Annotated in this window: 19 protein-coding genes; 9 read left to right on the plus strand and 10 right to left on the minus strand. The window is 38.4% G+C overall.

The window, feature by feature from the left end; all coding sequences use genetic code 11:
- Nucleotides 1-3 precede the first annotated feature (3 nt).
- Nucleotides 4-2,487: a M43 family zinc metalloprotease gene (locus tag E6C50_RS17845; RefSeq protein WP_211089534.1), complete on the plus strand. Its 2,484-nt coding sequence runs from the start codon at nucleotides 4-6 to the stop codon at nucleotides 2,485-2,487.
- 116 nt (nucleotides 2,488-2,603) lie between these two features.
- Here the strand turns inward: E6C50_RS17845 and E6C50_RS10295 are convergent, their stop codons facing one another.
- The 7 genes from E6C50_RS10295 to E6C50_RS10325 form a co-directional block, all read right to left on the minus strand.
- Nucleotides 2,604-3,338: a DUF4369 domain-containing protein gene (locus E6C50_RS10295; RefSeq protein ID WP_136403145.1), complete on the minus strand. Its 735-nt coding sequence runs from the start codon at nucleotides 3,336-3,338 to the stop codon at nucleotides 2,604-2,606.
- Nucleotides 3,339-3,494: 156 nt separating this feature from the next.
- Nucleotides 3,495-5,339 (minus strand): M61 family metallopeptidase, encoded by a 1,845-nt coding sequence (locus tag E6C50_RS10300; protein WP_136403146.1) that lies wholly within the window; start codon nucleotides 5,337-5,339, stop codon nucleotides 3,495-3,497.
- A 45-nt stretch (nucleotides 5,340-5,384) separates the two neighbouring features.
- Nucleotides 5,385-6,332: an alpha/beta hydrolase gene (locus E6C50_RS10305; RefSeq protein WP_136403147.1), complete on the minus strand. Its 948-nt coding sequence runs from the start codon at nucleotides 6,330-6,332 to the stop codon at nucleotides 5,385-5,387.
- A gap of 58 nt (nucleotides 6,333-6,390) precedes the next feature.
- On the minus strand, nucleotides 6,391-6,672 hold the full coding sequence (locus E6C50_RS10310; protein WP_136403148.1) for a TIGR03643 family protein: 282 nt from the start codon (nucleotides 6,670-6,672) through the stop codon (nucleotides 6,391-6,393).
- 432 nt (nucleotides 6,673-7,104) lie between these two features.
- Complete coding sequence (gene aqpZ / locus E6C50_RS10315) at nucleotides 7,105-7,785, minus strand: aquaporin Z (RefSeq protein WP_136403149.1); 681 nt, start codon at nucleotides 7,783-7,785, stop codon at nucleotides 7,105-7,107.
- Nucleotides 7,786-8,167: 382 nt separating this feature from the next.
- Nucleotides 8,168-9,064 (minus strand): EamA family transporter, encoded by an 897-nt coding sequence (locus E6C50_RS10320; protein WP_136403150.1) that lies wholly within the window; start codon nucleotides 9,062-9,064, stop codon nucleotides 8,168-8,170.
- A 173-nt stretch (nucleotides 9,065-9,237) separates the two neighbouring features.
- A complete protein-coding gene (locus E6C50_RS10325) occupies nucleotides 9,238-10,026 on the minus strand; it encodes a hypothetical protein (RefSeq protein ID WP_136403151.1) in 789 nt (262 codons plus the stop codon).
- Between the two features lie 301 nt (nucleotides 10,027-10,327).
- Between E6C50_RS10325 and E6C50_RS17635 the strand changes: the two genes are divergently transcribed.
- Together E6C50_RS17635 and E6C50_RS10330 are read left to right on the plus strand one after the other, a co-directional pair.
- Nucleotides 10,328-10,489: a hypothetical protein gene (locus E6C50_RS17635; protein ID WP_168732783.1), complete on the plus strand. Its 162-nt coding sequence runs from the start codon at nucleotides 10,328-10,330 to the stop codon at nucleotides 10,487-10,489.
- Between the two features lie 4 nt (nucleotides 10,490-10,493).
- Nucleotides 10,494-11,279, plus strand: coding sequence for a hypothetical protein (locus E6C50_RS10330; RefSeq protein WP_136403152.1), 786 nt, complete (start codon nucleotides 10,494-10,496; stop codon nucleotides 11,277-11,279).
- Between the two features lie 68 nt (nucleotides 11,280-11,347).
- Here E6C50_RS10330 and htpG read toward each other — a convergent pair whose 3' ends face one another.
- Complete coding sequence (gene htpG / locus E6C50_RS10335) at nucleotides 11,348-13,228, minus strand: molecular chaperone HtpG (protein ID WP_136403153.1); 1,881 nt, start codon at nucleotides 13,226-13,228, stop codon at nucleotides 11,348-11,350.
- A 177-nt stretch (nucleotides 13,229-13,405) separates the two neighbouring features.
- Here htpG and E6C50_RS10340 point away from each other — a divergent pair, with 177 nt between their 5' ends.
- The gene (locus tag E6C50_RS10340) at nucleotides 13,406-13,882 is read left to right on the plus strand and encodes a lipocalin family protein (protein WP_136403154.1); all 477 of its coding nucleotides are present in this window, start codon (nucleotides 13,406-13,408) and stop codon (nucleotides 13,880-13,882) included.
- A 21-nt stretch (nucleotides 13,883-13,903) separates the two neighbouring features.
- Nucleotides 13,904-14,599: an OmpA family protein gene (locus E6C50_RS10345; RefSeq protein WP_136403155.1), complete on the plus strand. Its 696-nt coding sequence runs from the start codon at nucleotides 13,904-13,906 to the stop codon at nucleotides 14,597-14,599.
- 66 nt (nucleotides 14,600-14,665) lie between these two features.
- Here the strand turns inward: E6C50_RS10345 and E6C50_RS10350 are convergent, their stop codons facing one another.
- On the minus strand, nucleotides 14,666-15,445 hold the full coding sequence (locus E6C50_RS10350; protein ID WP_136403156.1) for an alpha/beta fold hydrolase: 780 nt from the start codon (nucleotides 15,443-15,445) through the stop codon (nucleotides 14,666-14,668).
- Nucleotides 15,446-15,471: 26 nt separating this feature from the next.
- Nucleotides 15,472-15,831, minus strand: coding sequence for a winged helix-turn-helix transcriptional regulator (locus E6C50_RS10355; protein WP_136403157.1), 360 nt, complete (start codon nucleotides 15,829-15,831; stop codon nucleotides 15,472-15,474).
- Nucleotides 15,832-15,912: 81 nt separating this feature from the next.
- Between E6C50_RS10355 and E6C50_RS10360 the strand changes: the two genes are divergently transcribed.
- The 4 genes from E6C50_RS10360 (at nucleotide 15,913) to E6C50_RS10375 (ending at nucleotide 19,992) form a co-directional block, all read left to right on the plus strand.
- Nucleotides 15,913-16,791, plus strand: a complete 879-nt coding sequence (locus tag E6C50_RS10360; RefSeq protein ID WP_136403158.1) for an NmrA family NAD(P)-binding protein — start codon at nucleotides 15,913-15,915, stop codon at nucleotides 16,789-16,791.
- A gap of 174 nt (nucleotides 16,792-16,965) precedes the next feature.
- Nucleotides 16,966-17,637, plus strand: a complete 672-nt coding sequence (locus E6C50_RS10365) for a TetR family transcriptional regulator C-terminal domain-containing protein (protein ID WP_136403159.1) — start codon at nucleotides 16,966-16,968, stop codon at nucleotides 17,635-17,637.
- A 27-nt stretch (nucleotides 17,638-17,664) separates the two neighbouring features.
- Nucleotides 17,665-18,987, plus strand: a complete 1,323-nt coding sequence (locus E6C50_RS10370) for an ABC1 kinase family protein (RefSeq protein WP_136403160.1) — start codon at nucleotides 17,665-17,667, stop codon at nucleotides 18,985-18,987.
- Nucleotides 18,988-19,047: 60 nt separating this feature from the next.
- The gene (locus tag E6C50_RS10375; RefSeq protein ID WP_136403161.1) at nucleotides 19,048-19,992 is read left to right on the plus strand and encodes an ABC transporter ATP-binding protein; all 945 of its coding nucleotides are present in this window, start codon (nucleotides 19,048-19,050) and stop codon (nucleotides 19,990-19,992) included.
- Nucleotides 19,993-19,994 lie beyond the last annotated feature (2 nt).

Consider the following 19,994-nt stretch of genomic DNA (forward strand, 5'->3'; position numbering starts at 1 on the left):
TATATGAAAAAATATTTATTTTCTATAGTACTACTTCTAAAAATAACGTTGCTTTTCTCGCAAGGAGGAACTCGGACGGCATGGCTTAGAAGTGGACCTCCTAATTATAAGACCAATAAAAATTTAAATTATCCTTATTCAAACAATGAATTTTCATTATTTGAGTCTCCGGTTCCGTTGCCACTTGATAGTAAATCCTATATTGATTTAATTGATTTTTATGGGGAAGGAAGAATAGTAGATATAAGTTTAGTTTCGGGCTTTAAAGAAGCTTATAATATCAATCATCAGTATCAATTGGTAAGTAACGGGCCTGATCAAGGACATAGAATCCCGAATAGAATCCCGGTTCCTGATTACAATGGGGATTTACAGCTTGCTAGATACATTACCAATGATAAGGTGAGCAATATTACTTTAATGGGAGCGCCTATCCAGCAAAATACAGTGCAGGAAATGATCCGAATGATCCGAAAAGATGGGGGTGGAAAAATTATTATCTATGGTTTTTCCGATATTGATTCGGGGATTATTATGCTGGAAAAAGAATTGAAAAAAATAGATTTTGAATATGCTGAGCATGCTTTTTTGGAGTCTCCTTTTGATGAAATCAAAGGCTTTACACATTCTCCAAGAGTTTATAAAAGTAAAAGAATTAGTGTTGTTGGTGAGAAAATTTTCTGGTCGTTAAATCCAAAACTTGACTACGGTGTTACTCAGGAACAAATGGAATTACTTGATTTTACGAGTCTATTAAGTTTGGACGCAGACTTGTCCGGAGGTATTAAAGGAGCAATAAATAAACCAGGAGGGCGAATTTCTATTGAAGTTTATCCGTATGACAAAGATGGTGACGATGGAATTCAAAAACTGATTGCAACGGAGTCTTCAGCAAGAAATAAGTTAATATATGGTGTTTATAGCGATGTTACGAGTCTTGATGAGTATGTGGATAAAACAATTAAAGTACCCTACGGATTTATTCTTGATAAAGCTGATAATACTTTTAAAGTATTGGGAGAAACCGATTCCAATGATATAAAGTTACTGGCAGCAAATTCCCGAAGTGGATGGGAAACGGGTGCGTGTAGTTATTTTTTTTTAAGAGGCTTGATGTGGTTCGGATGGATAACCGGAAGACTTTATAATGCGGGTAACCCAAATTTTCCCAGCCTTCCGTGTAAGAAGGTTTTAACACAGTTAAGATCAGGAAAACAACCTGTAGTAATAAAGGTTACCATTAAAGATGCTACTTTACATGATTTAAAAATACCAGGAGTAACCGGTAATAATATCGTTAATTTTATCGAGGATAAGGGGATCAAGGAATATAAAGTCATAAAAAGATTAAAAATTACGATTCTTGAGTCTCCTAGAGAATTCAGAGAGCGCGCTTTTTATAAGGCAAGAATTAAGGGTTATATAAGTGAGATGAACAAGTATTACACCGCAAAAACGGGAAATGTGAAGAATCCTGCGATTAGTGCGAAAATTGGTAATTCGAGAATTCTATTTAAAAATGTTGATTTAATTATAAAAAAAGGAACTACTAGCAAATATAATTATAATGTAGCAGAACAAGAGAGACTTTTTGAATCTGAGGCAGACATAAGTTATAATGATGATGAAACAATGCAGGTAGTTTATGTACATTCTCTGGCAAAATATTATCCCCGAGCGCCAAGTGAAAGAGTAATCCGGGGAATGTCGAAGAATGGAGGCGTAACAATTTTGAATTCAGATTACACTATTTTTTCGTATAGCAGAATGTTTAATGATGACCTCAATGTATACGGAAGTCCCGGAAGTACCTTGGCACATGAATTTGGACACTATTTTTATCTGGATCATCCGTTCCTAGGCGGATGTAACAATATCGCAGGAGGTGACCAGGTTTATGATACCCCTCCGGCTGAAGGAGCTCTTTGGTATTTAAATGATCCCGGTGGTCCAAATGAAAGAGGTATCGATAATCCTTGTGAAAATCCTCCAGTGTGTAACGGGCAAAGAAGGCAAATCGAAAACATTATGGATTATGGACCTTGTAGATGGTTTTTTACCGAAGGACAGGTAGCACGAATGAAACGTAGAATAGAGACAAAAGAGAGTTTATATGAAAGTATCTGGGTTCATGACATAAGTGTGGATCCAAATGAAGTTAACATTACGGTATATGATCAAAGAGATAAGGATCTTCGCAAAAAAAGAGAAGCAATTAACGATGAATTTTCTATCAGGATGTTATATCCAAATACTCAAAATGCCTACTATAATTTAGAAGTAGTTTCTGATCAACCCGAAAAAGCTACGATTCGAATATTCGATATTCATTCAAACCTTTTGTACAAAGCCTACTATTCAATAGATGAAGGCTTGAATCATTTTCCGATTAAACCTCGGTTTTTTAAAAAAAGAGGACTTTATTTAGTAACCTATATCAGTGATGACGGTAGATATGAAAAAATAAAATTCCTGGGATCTCAATAAGAAGTAAATAGCTTATATAAAAAATCCTTAAAAAAAACGATCCGACCGTTTTGTAATTGAGGTCTAAAGTGTTATACATAAAAAGCGGCTTATTTAACAAGCCGCTTTTTTCGTTTTTATTTCGCTGGTGCCGAAACTTCCTGTTGTTTGCGTTTTGCAATAAATTCCTGGAGTAATTTTCCGTAATAAGAATGTGATACTTCCGGAGTTAACGATTTCTGAATTGTATCCAGATATTTGATATTAGCGTCGTAAATATCGGTTAACGCAATATAAGGAGCTACGTCGTATTTCGCATTGTTTACAGCAAAATTAACCGCACTCAGATAACGTCGGATTATCAATTTTTCATTGCGATCTTTAAGACTGTCCAGCATTTTGGCGTCTCGCATCTTCTCAGCAAATAGCATCATACTCAAGGCCTGATTTTCTTCGTCTGTATAACGCGATTTTATTTTTTTGTAATCTTCATACAGCTCGTTGTTTTTTGAGCCCGTAACCTTAGTTTTTGCGTAAAATTCTTTTAAGGTTGTTGTGATCGTCATATTTCCGGGTTCTGCAAAAAACATCAGTCTGTTGTCAAGCGACTTTGAAGTACCACGATCTAAAAACAGGTAGTACATTTCCGGATGATCAATTTTTAAAGTGCTTTCGAAATTAGAATTCCCTTTAATCGTAAAACTGTCGATCGTAACAAAAGAAGTGTCAACTATTTTCTTTAGATATAGTTTCCCTTGTTTGAGTCCGTCTACCGTTCCTGTAAGATGAAGGCTGTTGCCCGTTTCGGTTTCTTTTTTACAGGCTGTGGCGAGTAAAGCGACAGTACATAAGGTTATCAGTGTTTTTTTCATTGTAAAAGCGATTTTTAAAGAGTGCAAAGTAAAGAAAAAAATGATGAGTTACTAGGGATGTGATACAAATAGTGTTTTTCACTTCGGAGTATAAAAAAACCTGTTGCTTAGAACAGGTTTTTTTTTGATTCAGACCGGATATGGCTCTGTTTTGGATTATCCTTTTAACCAGGCTTCTTTTAGCTTGGTTTTCGAAGTATCGGTAAAGTGTAATCCTTCTACATCTTCCATGCTTAAGGTTACTTTTCCTTTTAAGGTTTGCTCTTTGTCTTTGCGTTTGATCTGCATGGTGATCGGGTCGTTTTCTTTCCAATCCATGCTCGACATGATCATTTCGTAAATGTTGTCAAGGTTATACGCCGTTCCGTTAATAGAAAGGATGGTGTCACCATTTTTCAATCCAATTTTTTTCATAAAAGCATTGAGTTCGATCTCCGGAAGTACAACAATCTCTTTGGTCGACGGATTTACCGTTATATATGGCATTTCGCCTTTTAAGAACGGATTGGATGGCTTTTTAACGGCTCCTTCTTTTACACCAACTTTAGCAAAATAAACATCGTATGGAATTGGTGTGTCACCAGCTACATATTTAGTCAGGAATTCGCCTACTTCAGGGTAGGTTAAGGCTGTGATTTTAGCAAACAATTCGTCGTCGTTAAACGGTCGGCTATTTCCGTATTCTTTGGATAAAGCTTGCATCAGACTCAAAATACCACGCTGACCGTTACTGCTTTCACGCATCTGAATGTCAATACACATGGCGATCAAAGCTCCTTTTTGGTATACGTTATAATACGAATCTTTATATTGTTTATCCAAAATGTTTTTACTCATTTTTGTAAATGGCATTTTGTCGTCGAAACGTTTTGAAGTTGCTATTTTTTCAGACATTCTGCCGTAAAAATCATCTTCGGAAATTAAGCCCTGGTTTACCTGGAACAGGTTAGCAAAATATTCCGTTACACCTTCATACATCCATAAGTGCTCGGACATTTTAGGCGTATTGTAATCGAAATACTGAATTTCGTTTGAGTGGATACTCAATGGCGTTACAATATGGAAAAACTCATGGGAAACCACGTCTTTTAATTGTTCTACCAACTGCGCTTTTGGCATCATTTCCGGCATAACCACGGTTGTGGAAGTCGTGTGCTCCAAAGCTCCGAATCCTTTAGCGTCCGGTTTTTTCATATCCGAAAGATATAATAGCACACTGTATTTTTTAGTGGTGTTAAACGGACCTAAGAATTTTTTCTGAGCACGCATCATCGTTTCCATTTCCGGAGTGATGTCTTTTGCGGTATATGTTCCGTTTGGCGAGTATACGCTGATCAGGATTTCCATTCCGTCTACCGTAAAAGTGGTGTAATCGGGTTTGGAATACATAATCGGATTGTCTACCAGTTCGGCATAACGGGAAGTAGTAAAAGTGTCCGATTCGTTACTCGGATCGGTATCGGTTAACGAAGTAGCACCCCATAAAGTTGCCGGATGGGATACGGTTACCGTATATGGAATTTCACCTTTCCCCTGGAAATAACCCACAAATCCGTGCGTATTCAGCATAAAGTTTTCGTTTGCGGCAATATTGGTTCCGGCCGGCGAAAAAATATCGTGTGTACTTTCCACATCATAGGTGTCGTTTACCCAATAGGTTACTTTGCTTAAGGTTTTGGCATTGGAAATCTGCCAGGAATTCGCATCGGATTTATTTACCGGAAGGAGATTTCCTTTGGCATCATACGCTTTAAAGTCATCGATAAATTTACCGTAATCGTCTTCAGAATAGGTTCCCGGAATAATTTTCGGGATATGGAAGGTTGCAGTTTCAGTAGTAAACGATGGGGCCATAATGGTAACCATTACTTTATCATCTTTTACATTTTTCAGATCGATAGCAACTTTTACATCGTTTACGGCAACTGCCTGTGGTTGTTGTGCTGTTTTACAGCTCATTACCATCGCAGCTATTGCCAATGTATAGATAAGTCTTTTCATTATAATATTTTTAGTTGTATATAGGTATTCGAAATTGTTTTTTTGTTACAATTTATGCTTTTTTAAGAAAAGATTTATCGCCTGAGCCAGCTCCGGTGTATTGCGGGTTTCCGGTTTATTATAGGAAGTCCGGTTTTCAGCATCGTCTCCGGTTATTGTTTTCAAAACGTGATTCATATTCGGAATTATTACCAGCGAAGCGTCCGGTTTTGCCTTTTTTAATAATTCGGCTTCCGATTCAGATACCTGTAAGTCTTTGGTTCCGTTAAGGAGTAATACCGGAATTTTTAATTTCTGAATTTCCTGTTGCGGCTTGTATTGTATCCATGAGGTCATATAGGGTTGAACGCTTTCCCGAAACATAGAACTCAGCAACGGACTTTCTACGGTTACTGTTTCTCCTTTTTTTATTTTTTCTAAACTACTTATTAGCTCCTCTTTTACACCAGGAGCTTGTTTGGAGATCTGATCAATTAAAATTTCGTCTATTGGTCTTCCCGGTCCGGCAATCGATATAAATCCGTCGGCCTTGGTTTGTTGCGCTGCGATCATACCGATTTGAGAACCTTCACTATGACCGGCAAATACGATTTTACTATAGTTTCCGGTTTTTTTAAAATGATCAAAAACGGTTACGGCATCGGTAATCATATCCTCAAAACGCATATCTTTTTCGTTTACTGTTCCGGCAATGATTTGTGCAATCACCCGTTTGTCATAGGTAAAAACAGCCCGATGTTCCTTAGTCAGATCTTCAGCAAGGTATTTTAGCGAATTATTTTGCATACCAATCTGATTACCGTTCCGATTGGTTGGTCCGGAACCGGCAATTAGGATGATCAATGTTGGTTTTTTAATTTCAGGAACCGGTGTATACAGATCGCCTTTTAGTAAAGAATTGATCTGTATTTCGGTTATTTTAAACGGTGTTTCCTGTGCGATCGAAGGTATGGAAATACAAAGGAAAAGCGATAATACTATTTTTTTGATCATGGTTGTTAAGAGTGTCTGAGTATATAAAAAAGGCCCGTTTTAACAGGCCTCAGTAGATTTAATCGAATTTATTTTTAAAGTAGTATTTACTGTCCAGATCATCATCTTCCAGATCGTTATAGCGTTGTGGTTTTGGTTTTGGTTTATTGGCAGTAACCTTTTTTTTCCAAAGTTCAAAATTGTCTTTTGATAACTTTTTGCGAATCATTTCGGTAACTTCACTTTCTGAAATTCCAAATTCTTCTTTTATTACTTCAAAAGGTCTTTTTTCCTCCTGAGCCATAGTGACAATTCTATCAATTGTTTCCTTGTCAAATTCTAAAACTTTGCTTTTTTTCATCAGATGAAAAATTAATCAAATAAATGTTTTTAATGGTTTATTTACACACTCAATATTACTAAAAAAATGAATTGAGCAATAAGGATGGTGTTATTTTTTTTGATTTTTCAAAAATCAGACCAAAATGTTTTTTGCTTTTGAAAAATGAGCAAAAAAATAGTGTTTCAGCGGTATTTATCTGGCGGATACCTCATTTTTTTTACAGTTTTGAATCAATGCAAAGCGAACTTTTTAATTGTTGTCCGGCTTAAAAAGTGGATGATTCCGATAATAATATGAAAATAATAGACTTATTGAGATTGTTTTGAGAAGGTTGTGATAGATGTGGGACGAAATGTAGTCTTTTATAAAGTCAAAAGGAATATAAAAAAGGGGGATAAAAAAACGACCTTATCGATAAGGTCGTTTTTCTAAAATGTATTGTTGGGTTCACTATTCTTTACTAAATATAGATTTATAGACAATACCGGCAATCAGTGCGCCAATAATCGGAGCCACGATAAACAACCATAACTGACTTAACGCTTCGCCACCTACAAAAACCGCCTGACTTATACTTCGGGCTGGATTGACAGAGGTGTTTGTAACCGGAATACTGATCAAATGAATCAGGGTTAAAGCCAATCCGATGGCCAATCCGGCAAAACCTTTTGGCGCTCTGTCGTCTGTAGCGCCGAGAATCACAATCAGGAAAATAAAGGTCATTACGACTTCGGTGAGAAACGCGGCATTCATACTGTATTTGCCAGGCGAAAGTTCGCCATAACCATTCGAAGCAAATCCGCCGATATCACTACCGTTACCTGTTGCGATTACATACAATATACCCGCAGCGGCTATACCGCCCAAAACCTGAGCCACAATATAGGGGATGAGCTCTTTGGTATCGAAACGACCGCCAACCCACAATCCGATAGAAACCGCCGGGTTAAGATGTGCGCCGGAAATATGTCCAAGCGAATAAGCAATTGTCAGTACGGTAAGTCCGAAAGCCAAAGCAACTCCAACAAAACCAATTCCTGCGTCGGGAAAGTTACAGGCCAGCACGGCGCTACCACAACCTCCTAAAACCAACCAAAATGTTCCAATGAATTCTGCGATAAGTTTTTTCATAAAATAAAGGGATTAGTTAAACAATTGTAATACATGTATTTTCAGGGAAAATGAGAGGCTTGATCAAAATATTTGGAGCATAGAAATGTAGTGCGGTCGAACAGTAAAGTATACTGTTGCCACAGACAAACCGGTAAAAAGGCGGAAAAGGAAATTAGGGATTGTAGAACCGGAATCGAAATAAAAACTTTATTCGTGTGGAAATCCGGGATCGTAAAAGAGGGGCTTTGCGTATAAAATGTACTACTTCTGTAGAAAACGGCAACCGATGTGCTGCAAAGCGAAAGGAAAAATAAGGATTGCCAGGTTAAACTCATTTTCAGGTAGTTAAATGATTATATCCGCATTACGAATATAATCATTTTTACCAGAAAATTCTATATTAATTCTTTTTTTTGAACGAAATGTTCATAATGATAATCGCGAGAATAATGAGTAAAATTCCTATCCATTGTGTTAGGACTACCGTTTCGTTAAGAATCACAAAAGCCATCATAACCGAAACGGGTAATTCCAATGAGGATACGATACTGCCTAATCCGATTCCGGTATGTGGAAATCCGGCATTCATCAACATCGGTGGAATGATGGTTCCGAATAGGGATAGTACAATTCCCCATTTCAGGAAAATTCCAAAGTTATACGGGGTCGTTTGTGTAAAAATCCCAAATCCGAATACAATCACGGCACCACCTAATAGCATGTATAAGCTTCTTTGTGCCGGCGATATTCCGGTGGCAATACTGTTGGCAGTAAACATGGTTGTCGTGAAGGAAGCGGCTGCAAGCATTCCCCACATTAATCCGCGCCAGTCCAGCTGAATTTCATTTTTAAAGATGTTGGTGGCCAGTGCGGTACCGCCTAAAACAATGATCACCGATATTACTTTTTGTAATGACGGTAGCTTTTTGTCGATAAACATTTCCAGTAAAACGCCCATCCATACGGTTTGCATCAATAAAACGATACCAATGGATACGGGGATGTATTTTACCGCTAGATAATAGAAAACACTGGTCATTCCCAAGGAAGTTCCGGCTAGCATTAACTGAGCGATATTCTTTTTGGTGGCTTTTACGACAGTACCTTTATTTTTGGATTTCTGAAAAGCATTGATGATTAAGATTCCGATGATGCCCAAAATAAATTGAGACGACGTAACCTCGGCAGTGGTATAGTTTTCCTGATAGGCTAGTTTTACAAATGTTGCCAGCATTCCATAGCTGGTAGCACCTAATCCTACTAAAAAAACTCCCTTTAAAACTTTGTTTCCTGACATTATTATTTGATTTTAAAACAGCCTGCAAAGATAAGCTATCCCGTTTAGTTAGAATAATCAATCGAAAAAAAAATGATATTTCGATAAAATAGGTGCTGATTTTGAATGAAATAGATAAAAAAAAGGATTGACACTGTGATCAATCCTTTTGATATATCGTTGTTGATCAGTGTTTATTCCGACCAGTATACTAAAGTTACTTCAATAACACCATTAGCATTTACAAGGCTATCTGATAAGGTTACAGTAGTTGCAGAAGCACCGCTAAAATAACCGTTATAAGCACGGAATGTGTATGTGCCCGGAGCTAAGTTGCTATAACAGTCACCGTAATTTTCAGGGTAGAAATATACATTTGCATCGTTATAGGCATAATAACCGTGTAAATCGTTGTAGGTAACAGGATTTCCAAGGTGATCTACCAGTTTCATACAAACGTTGTAGGTTTTGATAGCAGTAGCAACCGAATTGATTTCGTTGATAAGGCTTGTCGTTGTAGTGTACTGTTGATCCAATACGCTTTTTACATTTGGAATCAGGTTTAAAGCAGTAGTGTTATCATTAGCAGCTAACGCATCGTTGATTTGGAATGTTAATCCGATAAGGATGTCGTTTAGGTTTACCAATTCGGCAGTGATTGCGTTAATGCTGGCTGTCGAAAAAGCATTTTGAGATGCTGTACGCGCTAGGCTGGCAAAATAATCTACATCGTCAGAATTGTTTTGGATGGAGTTTACCTGAACAAACATGGCATCGTAAAATTGTTGTGCATTTGGGGCATTTAATAATACGATTTGTTTTGCCAATTGTACCGCTGCCGTTTTAGCAGCGGGTGTATCCTGTTGGATGTTTTCGGCCGACTGAACCGCGTAGTCTAAATTTTGTTGCGCAGTTTGTGCGAATACAGAACTGCCTACCAATGCTACAAACAAGGTCATAGCATAAAAAGTAATTTTCTTCATAGAAATAGATTTAAGGTTTTGTATGCCAAATGTATTAAAATGTATTAAAATTATTACGTATTGAGTGTTATTATTGTATTAATAAAATATTATTTAGGCGATTTGTGTGCTTTTTTGGTTTTGTAGGTGTTTGTTTTGTGATCTTAATAGTGTCAGATTGAGTATCGAGATTACTGGTGCGAAAAATCACTTTTTTACTGTAATAATGGCAGAAATGAACTTATATTTTTGATTGTTATCCATTTACCGGTTTTTTCAGGTAGAAATTATTTGTATATTTGTAAGAGCTAATACTTTTACAATGTTAAAGTTTATACATAAGAGCGGAAAAGCTTCAGTTACTTCTAATCCCGAAATTGGAAGTGGACTGGTTCGTATTGCGCATAAAATAAGTGCCGTTAGCGGAGAGAGCCAGCTGGTAAAAATCGGAGGACGCTATTTTAGAGTAAGGGAATTGGGATAACGGGATGAATATTGCCTTTACAACAGTATTACTGTTTATCATCCTTGCTCCGGGTTTTTTGGCCCGAATTGCGTATAATTCTTCTAAATTAAGTGTTGCAGATTCCAATAGAAATCTGGTTAACGAATTGACTTGGTCAATCATTCCGGCACTCACATTACACATCATTTTTGTCGCGATCATACAGAATGCTACCCGGTATTCCGTCGATTTTGTACAATTGGGTAATCTGGTTTTGGGAACTTCCCAAAATGCAGATGCGCGTTTCGCTCAATTAAACGATTATAAATACGCCATATTTTTTTATAATCTCATTCTTTTTAAAACCTCTTTTGTCGCGGGTTATCTGCTGCGAAAAATGGTGCGCTTTTTTAAACTAGATCGCAAGTTCCGTTATTTTCGTTTTTCAAATAAATGGCATTATATCTTTTCCGGGGAATGCCTGGATTTTCCCGATGTTCCAGATGAATACGAAGAAATTACCAATAAAATTATCAATGTACTTTGTAAGGTAAATGGTCGTACGGTATTGTACACCGGCGAATATTTTAATTATTATGTAGATGGTAAAGGCGATTTGGAAGCGGTACATTTAAAGTATCCGATTCGGAGGTATCTGGAAAATGATAAGGCCGGGGATGAAGATTATTATGTGATTTCCAGTCGTTATCTAATGATTCCAAATTCAGATATCATTAATATCAACTTTAAGTATATTAATTTCGAGGAAGTTGATGAGGCGGAATTATCGGAGGAAGAAAAGGACAATGCGATACAATTGTCGGAATAATTCAGATATAAAAAAAGCAACAGGTGTTCCTGCTGCTTTTCTTAAATAATCGAATATAATAATTGGAGTTATTTGATTAACTCGAAATTACGTTTTACAAAGGCGGTTAGCTCTTCTCCTTTTAAAAGATTCTGAGATAACTTAGCCAAATCCAAAGCCTGTTTTACAAGACTTTCCTGTACCGTTTTGTCGGCTGTGTTTAGAATGGTAGCCGCCAGATCGGAATTAGTATTGATGATCAGGTTGTACATTTCCGGGAAATTACCCATACCAAACATACCACCGCCACCGGACTGACTCATTTCTTTCATTCGGCGCATAAACTCCGGTTGTGTGATCATAAATGGAGCCGCTTTGCTGTCCATTGCTTCCAACTGAACCGTATAGGATGTTTTTGGTACGATTTCTTCCAACACCGTTTTCAGGTTGTTTTGCTCGTCTTCGGATAGTTTTGAAATCGGGTTATCTTCTTTTTTAATCAGATTGTCAATATGATCCGAATCCACTCGGGTGAACGTCAGTTTTTCATTGTCGGCTTCCAGTTTCTGAATCAGGTGCGAAACAATCGGGCTGTCCAGTAATAATACTTCGTAGCCTTTTTCTTTTGCCGATTCGATATAGCTGTGCTGTACATCTTTATTGGAAGCGTATAAAACAACCAGTTTGTCGTCTTTGTCCGTTTGTTTGTCTTTCAGGGCTTCTTTTAATTCGTCCAGCGTATAGTATTTTCCATCTACAGAAGGATATAATACGAAAGCACCTGCTTTTTCATAGAATTTCGGTTCGGATAACATTCCGTATTCCAGAACGATTTTGATATCGTTCCATTTCTGTTCGAAATCCTCGCGGTTTTCAGTAAACAACGATTTTAATTTGTCGGCTACCTTACGGGTAATATAGTTTGAAATTTTCTTTACGTTTCCATCCGCCTGTAAATACGAACGCGATACGTTTAACGGAATATCCGGAGAGTCGATAACACCTTTCAACATTGTTAAAAATTCCGGAACGATTCCTTCTACGTTATCTGTAACAAAAACCTGGTTTTGATACAACTGGATTTTGTCTTTTTGAATTTGTAAATCGGCCGACATTTTCGGGAAATACAAAATACCGGTCAGGTTAAACGGATAATCAACATTTAAATGGATGTTGAAAAGCGGTTCTTCGAATTGCATCGGATACAATTCGCGGTAGAAGTTTTTATAATCGGCATCGTTAAGATCGCTCGGCTGTTTGGTCCAGGCCGGATTTGGGTTATTGATGATGTTGTCTACGGTGATGGTTTCTTCCGTCGCATCGTCACCTTCGCCGGTGGTTACTTTTTCAGTACGTGTTCCGAATTTAATCGGAACCGGCATAAATTTATTGTACTTGATCAGTAACTCGCGGATTTTTCCTTCCTCCAGAAATTCCAGCGAATCCTCAGCAATGTGGAGGATAATTTCCGTTCCTCTGTCGGTTTTATCAGATGCTACTAATGTGAATTCCGGGCTTCCGTCGCAAGTCCAGTGTGCAGCCGGTTCGTCTTTGTGGGATTTGGTGATGATTTCCACTTTTTCGGCAACCATAAAGGCCGAGTAAAAACCAAGTCCGAAATGCCCGATGATTCCGGAGTCTTTAGCCGAATCTTTGTATTTTTCCAAAAATTCTTCCGCTCCTGAAAAGGCAACCTGATTGATGTATTTTTCAACCTCTTCGGCTGTCATACCCAATCCCTGGTCGATAATGTGTATTTTTTTAGCGTCTTTGTCGATCTTTACCTCTATAATCGGATTTCCATATTCTACTTTGGCCTCGCCAATACTGGTAAGGTGTTTTAATTTTAGTGTGGCATCCGTCGCGTTCGATACAAGTTCACGAAGGAAAATTTCGTGGTCACTGTATAAAAACTTCTTGATTAAAGGAAAGATGTTTTCTACCGATACATTAATTTTTCCTGTAGTCATATAGTAGCTGTATTTTTTTTGTTAAACTTTTTCTGATTTATACAAATTAAGTACCAAACCCAAAAAATGTGACAAAATGACGGAAATAGACCTTTTAGTGGAAAAATTCTTACTCAAAATTTAACAAATTTAGGCTGTAGGTAGTATATTTGTGTTAGTTATTTTAAAGCGCTCTATATGAAAAAATTAATTTTCTTAAGTGTACTTACCATGATGCTGTTTTCATGTAAGTCAACGTCGGTAACCAACACGAAGTTAGACCGAACTTCTCAGGTTGCAATTAAAGGTAACTGGGTTTTAAGCTCTGTTAGTTACCCGGGTTCAGAATACATTAAGGTGAATTCGTTTCAGATCGCCGATTCAAAGTGCTTTGAGGGAAGCAGCTGGAAATTTATTTCTAACAACAACAAAGGAAATATGGCTCTGGAAAAAGCCAATTGCCCGGCTTTCGCTTCTGCTTTTACCTGGTTTGTAAATAAAGAAGGTGAGTTTGTTCTAAAACTTCTGGATGCGGGCGAAAAAGCCAAAAAAGTAAAAGAAGGGTATGTGTTGAAATTAGCAAACCAGTCGGAAACATCGTTCCAGTTGATCGATAAAATCAACGTAGGAGGTAAACTGACAGACGTTGTATACCAGTTTGAAAAATTGAACTAATAAAAAAGTAAAATTAAGAATATGAAAAAGATAACAATTTATACAATAGCAGCAGTATTCATGATCGGATCCGTTTTTACAAGCTGTGACTCGGTTAAAAACGCAAATAATACTCAAAAAGGTGCCGGTATCGGTGCTGTAGCGGGTGCGGTTTTAGGAGGTGTACTTGGAAATAATATCGGTAAAGGTGGTAATGGTGCCTTAGGTGCGGTTCTTGGTGGTGTTGTTGGTGGTGTTGCCGGTGGCGTTATCGGAAACAAAATGGACAAGCAAGCCCGTGAAATCGAGCAGGCTGTGCCCGGTGCTGAAGTAGAGAGAGTTGGAGAAGGTATTAAATTGGTATTGGGCGAAAATGCTGTTCGTTTTGATACTAACAAATCGACACTGACAGCTTCTGCCAAAGCAAACCTTGATAAATTGGTTCCGGTTTTTCAAAGCTATGCCGATACGGATATTGTAATTTACGGTTATACCGATAATACCGGTAAAGTGGAATACAACCAGTCGTTGTCTGAACAAAGAGCGGCTTCCGTAAAAAGTTATTTGGCCGGAAAAGGCTTGTCTTCTAATCGTTTTAAAGTATCCGGAATGGGTATTGCCGATCCGATTGCAACCAACGATACACCGGAAGGACGTAGTAAAAACCGTCGTGTAGAGTTTGCGATTACTGCAAATGAGAAAATGGTTCAGGATGCTAAAAAACAAGGTGGAAACTAATTCCCCTGGTGATATAAAAGATAAAAAGACTGTCGTTTCGACAGTCTTTTTTATTTTGTGATCAAATCAAAGTGCGACTATAAAATGCTTTGCTGCATCTAATGTCAGTTCCGGAGCTTCTTTATGTGGAGTGTGACCAATTTCCGGAATAAGATAGTGTTCCGCCCGTCCGGAAACGGAATCGATGGTTTTGTAAACCTGTTTCAGTGTGCCGTATTCATCGGCTTCTCCCTGTATAAATAAAAGCGGACAGTTTATTCCGGGTAATAATTTTTCGATATTCCAACTTCTAAAATCGGCGCGGGTCCAGGTTAACGTCCAGGCTTTAAAAAGCATATCTACTTTATCGCCGTGGTATTTTTGCAAACGAACGGCTAAGTCAGTAGTGGTATAGGCTTCCATCGCCTCGCGGATTCCTTTTAGGGTGACTTCTTCTACAAAAATATGAGCTGCTTCACAAATCACGGCTTTGACGCGTTTTGGATAGTTACTGGCGGTAATCAGTGCAATCGAACCGCCATCGCTATGTCCGAATAAAATAGCTTGATCAATTTCCAGATGAGCGAGTAATTCGTTTAAAACAGTGGCTTCTTCTTCCAGATAAGCAACCGGTCGTTCGTAGGTGGGCATTGGATCCGATTTTCCATATCCCAGTCGGTCGTAAATTAAAAGGTTACATTGTGTGGCTTCGGCCAGTTTTTCCGGAAAATCCCGCCAAAGTTGTACGCATCCTAATGAATCGTGTAAAAAGACCAATGTTGGTTTGTCTGGATACTTGTTTTGAAAATAAATATAAAGTGTTTTTCCGTTTATGGAAAGTTGTGTTTCGATCGTATTCTGATGCATAAAAAGTAAGCTGAAAATTGAATAATCTAGAATTTCCCTTCCATATCCTGAAAAGCCCATTGCGCCATCGCTTCAATCACCGGTAATAAACCAATTCCGGCATTGCTAAGTCGGTAGGTGACAAAAGGAGGAACAACCGGTTTGGCCTCGCGGATTACCAGATTGTCGGCTTCCAGTTGTTTTAAATGCTGGATGAGCATTTTTTCGGTAATGGCTGGAATAGCCCTTTTCAATTCACTATAGCGTTTGTCACCTTTGGAAAGATGATACAATATAATTGGTTTCCAGTAACCGCCAATGCGTTCCATCACATAACTCACCGGGCATTGTTCCAAGGCATAACGTTTGTTTTCCTGTATCGTGGATGTTTCTTTAATCGCGGTCATAATACATACTTTGGGGTAAGTACTTGTATAAAAGTAAGTACAAATATACCTTTGTTTTATCAAATTAAAAAAACAATTCGTATGAAAATAACAATCTCTGGTTCTTTAGGGAACATCGGAAAACCTTTAACCACAAAATTAGTAGCCGCCGGACACGAGGTAACGGTTATCAGTAGCGCGGCCGACAGACAGCAGGCGATTGCCGATTTAGGTGCTGTCGCAGCGATAGGATCGGTAAGTGATGCCGAATTTTTAAAAGAAGCATTTGCCGGTGCGGATGCTGTTTTTGTGATGACGCCACCTAATATGGGGGGTGTGAATATCATTGCGAATACCACCGAAGCTGGTAAAGCTTTTGCAGCTGCGATTACAGCATCGGGCGTAAAACGCGTGGTTATGTTGAGCAGTATCGGTGGGGATTTGCCAACTGGAAACGGTCCAATCGCGGGATTACATAACATCGAGAAAATATATAGCGAATTAGAATCGGTTTCCGTAACCTTTTTGCGTGCCGGTTTATTCTTTACCAATTTTTATAACGATGTGCCATTGATCAAAGGAATGGGAATTATGGGCGCGAATTATCCGGGTGCTATTCGTGTGCCGTTTGTATATCCGGACGATATCGCAACCGCTGCTGTCGAGGAATTACAAAAAAACAGAACCGGTAAAAATGTCCGCTATATTGTGAGTGATGTACGTACGCCAAATGAAGCAGTTCGAATATTAGGAACGGCGATTGGAAATCCGGAATTGCCTTGGGTTGAATTTACTGACGAACAGGCTTTACAGGGAATGCAACAAGCCGGACTTCCGGAAGAGGTGGCGCAATTGTATACCGAAATGGGGACAGGTTTCCGAAATGGAACGATTCCGGCCGATTTCGAACGTAATGGTTCGCCGGTAGACGGGCAAACGAAGCTGGAAGATTTTGCGAAGATTTTTGCTGCCGGTTTCTAAGAGTAACGAAATCGGAATGAACAGACCTGACCCGTTTTAAAACGGGTCAGGTCTTGTTTTTACAATTCTGTTGTTCAATTTTTATGAAAGATATTTAACAAATATTTTGTTTATTTTTTGGATTATCGCATCAATCGCTTTGTAACTTTACAAAACCTTAAATATAATTTGATTATGGCGGTGACAAAAAGAACCAACGGAAAAAAAGAATCCGTTACAGAAGATACGATTATTACCAATTATATGAATCAGGTTCTGGAAAAACATCAGGAACCGGTGAGTGTGTTTCTCTTTTGTAAAGAAAATAAAATTGAAGAAACCACATTTTACAGTTTTTTTACTTCCTTGGATGGAATCCGGGAAACGATCTGGATCAAGCTGTTCGAAAATGCAGTGACAAGTCTTAAAAACGATGAGGCTTTTGCAACTTATTCCAATCGGAATAAATTACTGGCGTTGTACTTTACTTTTTTTGAAATCCTGACTTTAAACAGAAGTTATGTCTACTTCGTACTTAAGGAAAACGAAAAGGGTTTACATAATCTGAAACAACTGCGTAAACTCCGCAATCGATTTAAAAAGTTCCTTAAGGAAGAAATACAGGCTCAGTTTGCCGATAAACATGAAAAAATCGATAAGGTGGCCAAACCGGTATTGACGGAAGCCGCCTGGGTACAATTTCTATTTATCCTGAAGTTTTGGATAGACGATACATCGGTTGGTTTCGAAAAAACGGATATCATGATCGAAAAAGCGGTAAAAGCTGCATTCGATGTGTTGGATACCACACCGTTGGAAAGCCTTTTTGATCTCGGCAAGTTTGTCTGGAAAGAAAGATTTAACTAGATCCTCTGATAAAAATCGTTTGACCCTATGAAAACACTCAATAAAATCCCGACAAACAAAATGGAACGGGCAGGAGCGCTCGTGAAAACGGGTTTGAAAGTAGGTGGAAATTACCTGGCCTATTATGGTGAGAAAATGGTGAATCCTACACTGTCTAAAGACAAACTCAACGAAAACAATGCAGAGGATATCTACGATGGATTAAAAAATCTGAAGGGAAGCGCGTTAAAGGTGGCGCAGATGCTCAGCATGGAAAAAAACATCATGCCCAAAGCCTATGTGGAAAAGTTTTCACTGGCACAATTTTCCGTTCCGCCTTTATCCGCACCATTGGTTCGTAAAACCTTTAAAAAATACCAGGGTGAATATCCGGAAACCTTATACGATACTTTTACGCCCGATTCGGTCAATGCGGCAAGCATCGGTCAGGTGCATAAGGCGACAAAAAACGGAAAAAAACTGGCTGTAAAGATTCAGTATCCCGGAGTTGCCGACAGTATTAGTTCGGATTTGGCTATTGTCAAACCATTTGCCATTAAAATGTTTAACCTGCAAGGAAAGGATTCGGATAAATATTTTAAGGAAGTAGAACAAAAATTGCTCGAAGAAACAGATTATAAATTGGAATTAAAACAGGGAATGGCCATTGCCCAAGCCTGTGCTGCTATAGAAAACCTGAAATTTCCAGGTTATTATCCGGAATGGTCGTCCGAAAAAATCATCACGATGGATTGGATGGATGGGCAACATTTATCGGAGTTTGCTGCGAGTAATACCGATCCGCAAAAAGGTGATCGTATCGGACAGGCTTTATGGGATTTTTATATGTTTCAGATACATACGTTAAAACAGGTACATGCCGATCCGCATCCCGGGAATTTTCTGGTGGATGCCGAAGCAAATCTGATTGCTATCGATTTCGGTTGTATCAAACAGGTGCCGGAAGATTTTTATATTCCGTATTTTGAATTGGCCCGACCGGAGGTGATTAACCACCCGGTATTGTTCCGTGAAAAATTATTCGAGCTTGAAATCCTCCGACCAGACGATACGCCAGACGAAATTGCGTATTTTTCGGAATTGTTTCACCAGTTGTTAAGTCTGTTTACACAGCCTTTCCACGGAGATTATTTCGATTTTTCAAACGCAGAATTTTTTGAGAATATCGCCAAAATGGGGGAAGCTTTTTCGAAAGATACCCAATTACGGAAAATGAACGGTAACCGCGGATCGAAACACTTCCTGTATATCAACCGTACTTTTTTTGGACTGTACAACCTGTTGCACGACCTTAAAGCACGGATTGATACCCGAAATTTTGAAAAATATCAAATCTCCCAAAAGGATTAGCGCTGTCTTCCTGTTGTTAAACATGGAAACTTTGTAATTTTGTGCCTCTAAAAATTAAGAATGCTACACGTAAAAAATATTTCGTTTGGTTATAACGAAAAAACGATAATTAATAATATCGATTTTACCATAGAAAGGGGACAGCATATTGCGGTTATTGGTGAAAGCGGATGTGGAAAAAGTACCCTTTTAAAACTGATTTACGGTTTATACGATCTGAGCGAAGGTCAGATTTTCTGGGGTGAAACCCAGGTACTCGGCCCCAAATACAATCTGGTTCCCGGTATGCCGTTTATCAAATATCTGGCGCAGGATTTTGATTTGATGCCATATGTGACAGTGGCTGAAAATGTCGGGAAATTTTTATCGAATTTCTACCCGGAGGAAAAGAAACAACGCATTCAGGAGTTGTTGGAAATTGTAGAAATGACAGCATATGCCAATGTAAAGGCTAAATACCTGAGTGGCGGTCAGCAGCAACGCGTGGCACTGGCACGCGTATTGGCATTGGAACCGGAAGTGATGCTGTTGGATGAACCGTTTAGTCATATTGATAATTTTAGAAAAAATGCACTACGGCGCAATCTGTTTGCCTATCTGAAAGCCAAAAAAATCACCTGTATTGTGGCAACGCACGACAGTACGGATGCTTTGTCTTTTGCTGATGAAACTTTTGTGTTATACGATGGTAAAGTTGTAGATCGCGGGCCTTCGACGATCATTTATAATAATCCGGTGAATAAATATACCGCGTCGCTTTTTGGTGAAGTTAACGAACTGAAATTGTCGGATATTGTGGAAGTTGATGGTGAAGATGAGGTGGTATTGTTGTATCCGCATCAATTGCGGGTTGTGGAAAGCGGAAAAATGAAAGTACTGGCAAAACAGTCGTATTATAAAGGAAGTCATTACCTGATTAAAGGTGTTTTTGATCGGAAGGTGATCTTTTTTGAACATGATACGGCACTGGAAAACAACGAAGAAGTAACTTTAATGATTAGCTAAAT

Origin of the sequence: Flavobacterium supellecticarium, from assembly GCF_004801375.1 — a bacterium.
Lineage (GTDB): Bacteria > Bacteroidota > Bacteroidia > Flavobacteriales > Flavobacteriaceae > Flavobacterium > Flavobacterium supellecticarium.

What these genes read in the sequence shown, in the direction of transcription:
- E6C50_RS17845 (WP_211089534.1), top strand. Translation starts at nt 4, where the DNA reads ATGAAAAAATATTTATTTTCTATAGTACTACTTCTAAAAATAACGTTG.
- E6C50_RS10295 (WP_136403145.1), bottom strand. Translation starts at nt 3,338, where the DNA reads ATGAAAAAAACACTGATAACCTTATGTACTGTCGCTTTACTCGCCACA.
- E6C50_RS10300 (WP_136403146.1), bottom strand. Translation starts at nt 5,339, where the DNA reads ATGAAAAGACTTATCTATACATTGGCAATAGCTGCGATGGTAATGAGC.
- E6C50_RS10305 (WP_136403147.1), bottom strand. Translation starts at nt 6,332, where the DNA reads ATGATCAAAAAAATAGTATTATCGCTTTTCCTTTGTATTTCCATACCT.
- E6C50_RS10310 (WP_136403148.1), bottom strand. Translation starts at nt 6,672, where the DNA reads ATGAAAAAAAGCAAAGTTTTAGAATTTGACAAGGAAACAATTGATAGA.
- aqpZ (WP_136403149.1), bottom strand. Translation starts at nt 7,785, where the DNA reads ATGAAAAAACTTATCGCAGAATTCATTGGAACATTTTGGTTGGTTTTA.
- E6C50_RS10320 (WP_136403150.1), bottom strand. Translation starts at nt 9,064, where the DNA reads ATGTCAGGAAACAAAGTTTTAAAGGGAGTTTTTTTAGTAGGATTAGGT.
- E6C50_RS10325 (WP_136403151.1), bottom strand. Translation starts at nt 10,026, where the DNA reads ATGAAGAAAATTACTTTTTATGCTATGACCTTGTTTGTAGCATTGGTA.
- E6C50_RS17635 (WP_168732783.1), top strand. Translation starts at nt 10,328, where the DNA reads ATGTTAAAGTTTATACATAAGAGCGGAAAAGCTTCAGTTACTTCTAAT.
- E6C50_RS10330 (WP_136403152.1), top strand. Translation starts at nt 10,494, where the DNA reads ATGAATATTGCCTTTACAACAGTATTACTGTTTATCATCCTTGCTCCG.
- htpG (WP_136403153.1), bottom strand. Translation starts at nt 13,228, where the DNA reads ATGACTACAGGAAAAATTAATGTATCGGTAGAAAACATCTTTCCTTTA.
- E6C50_RS10340 (WP_136403154.1), top strand. Translation starts at nt 13,406, where the DNA reads ATGAAAAAATTAATTTTCTTAAGTGTACTTACCATGATGCTGTTTTCA.
- E6C50_RS10345 (WP_136403155.1), top strand. Translation starts at nt 13,904, where the DNA reads ATGAAAAAGATAACAATTTATACAATAGCAGCAGTATTCATGATCGGA.
- E6C50_RS10350 (WP_136403156.1), bottom strand. Translation starts at nt 15,445, where the DNA reads ATGCATCAGAATACGATCGAAACACAACTTTCCATAAACGGAAAAACA.
- E6C50_RS10355 (WP_136403157.1), bottom strand. Translation starts at nt 15,831, where the DNA reads ATGACCGCGATTAAAGAAACATCCACGATACAGGAAAACAAACGTTAT.
- E6C50_RS10360 (WP_136403158.1), top strand. Translation starts at nt 15,913, where the DNA reads ATGAAAATAACAATCTCTGGTTCTTTAGGGAACATCGGAAAACCTTTA.
- E6C50_RS10365 (WP_136403159.1), top strand. Translation starts at nt 16,966, where the DNA reads ATGGCGGTGACAAAAAGAACCAACGGAAAAAAAGAATCCGTTACAGAA.
- E6C50_RS10370 (WP_136403160.1), top strand. Translation starts at nt 17,665, where the DNA reads ATGAAAACACTCAATAAAATCCCGACAAACAAAATGGAACGGGCAGGA.
- E6C50_RS10375 (WP_136403161.1), top strand. Translation starts at nt 19,048, where the DNA reads ATGCTACACGTAAAAAATATTTCGTTTGGTTATAACGAAAAAACGATA.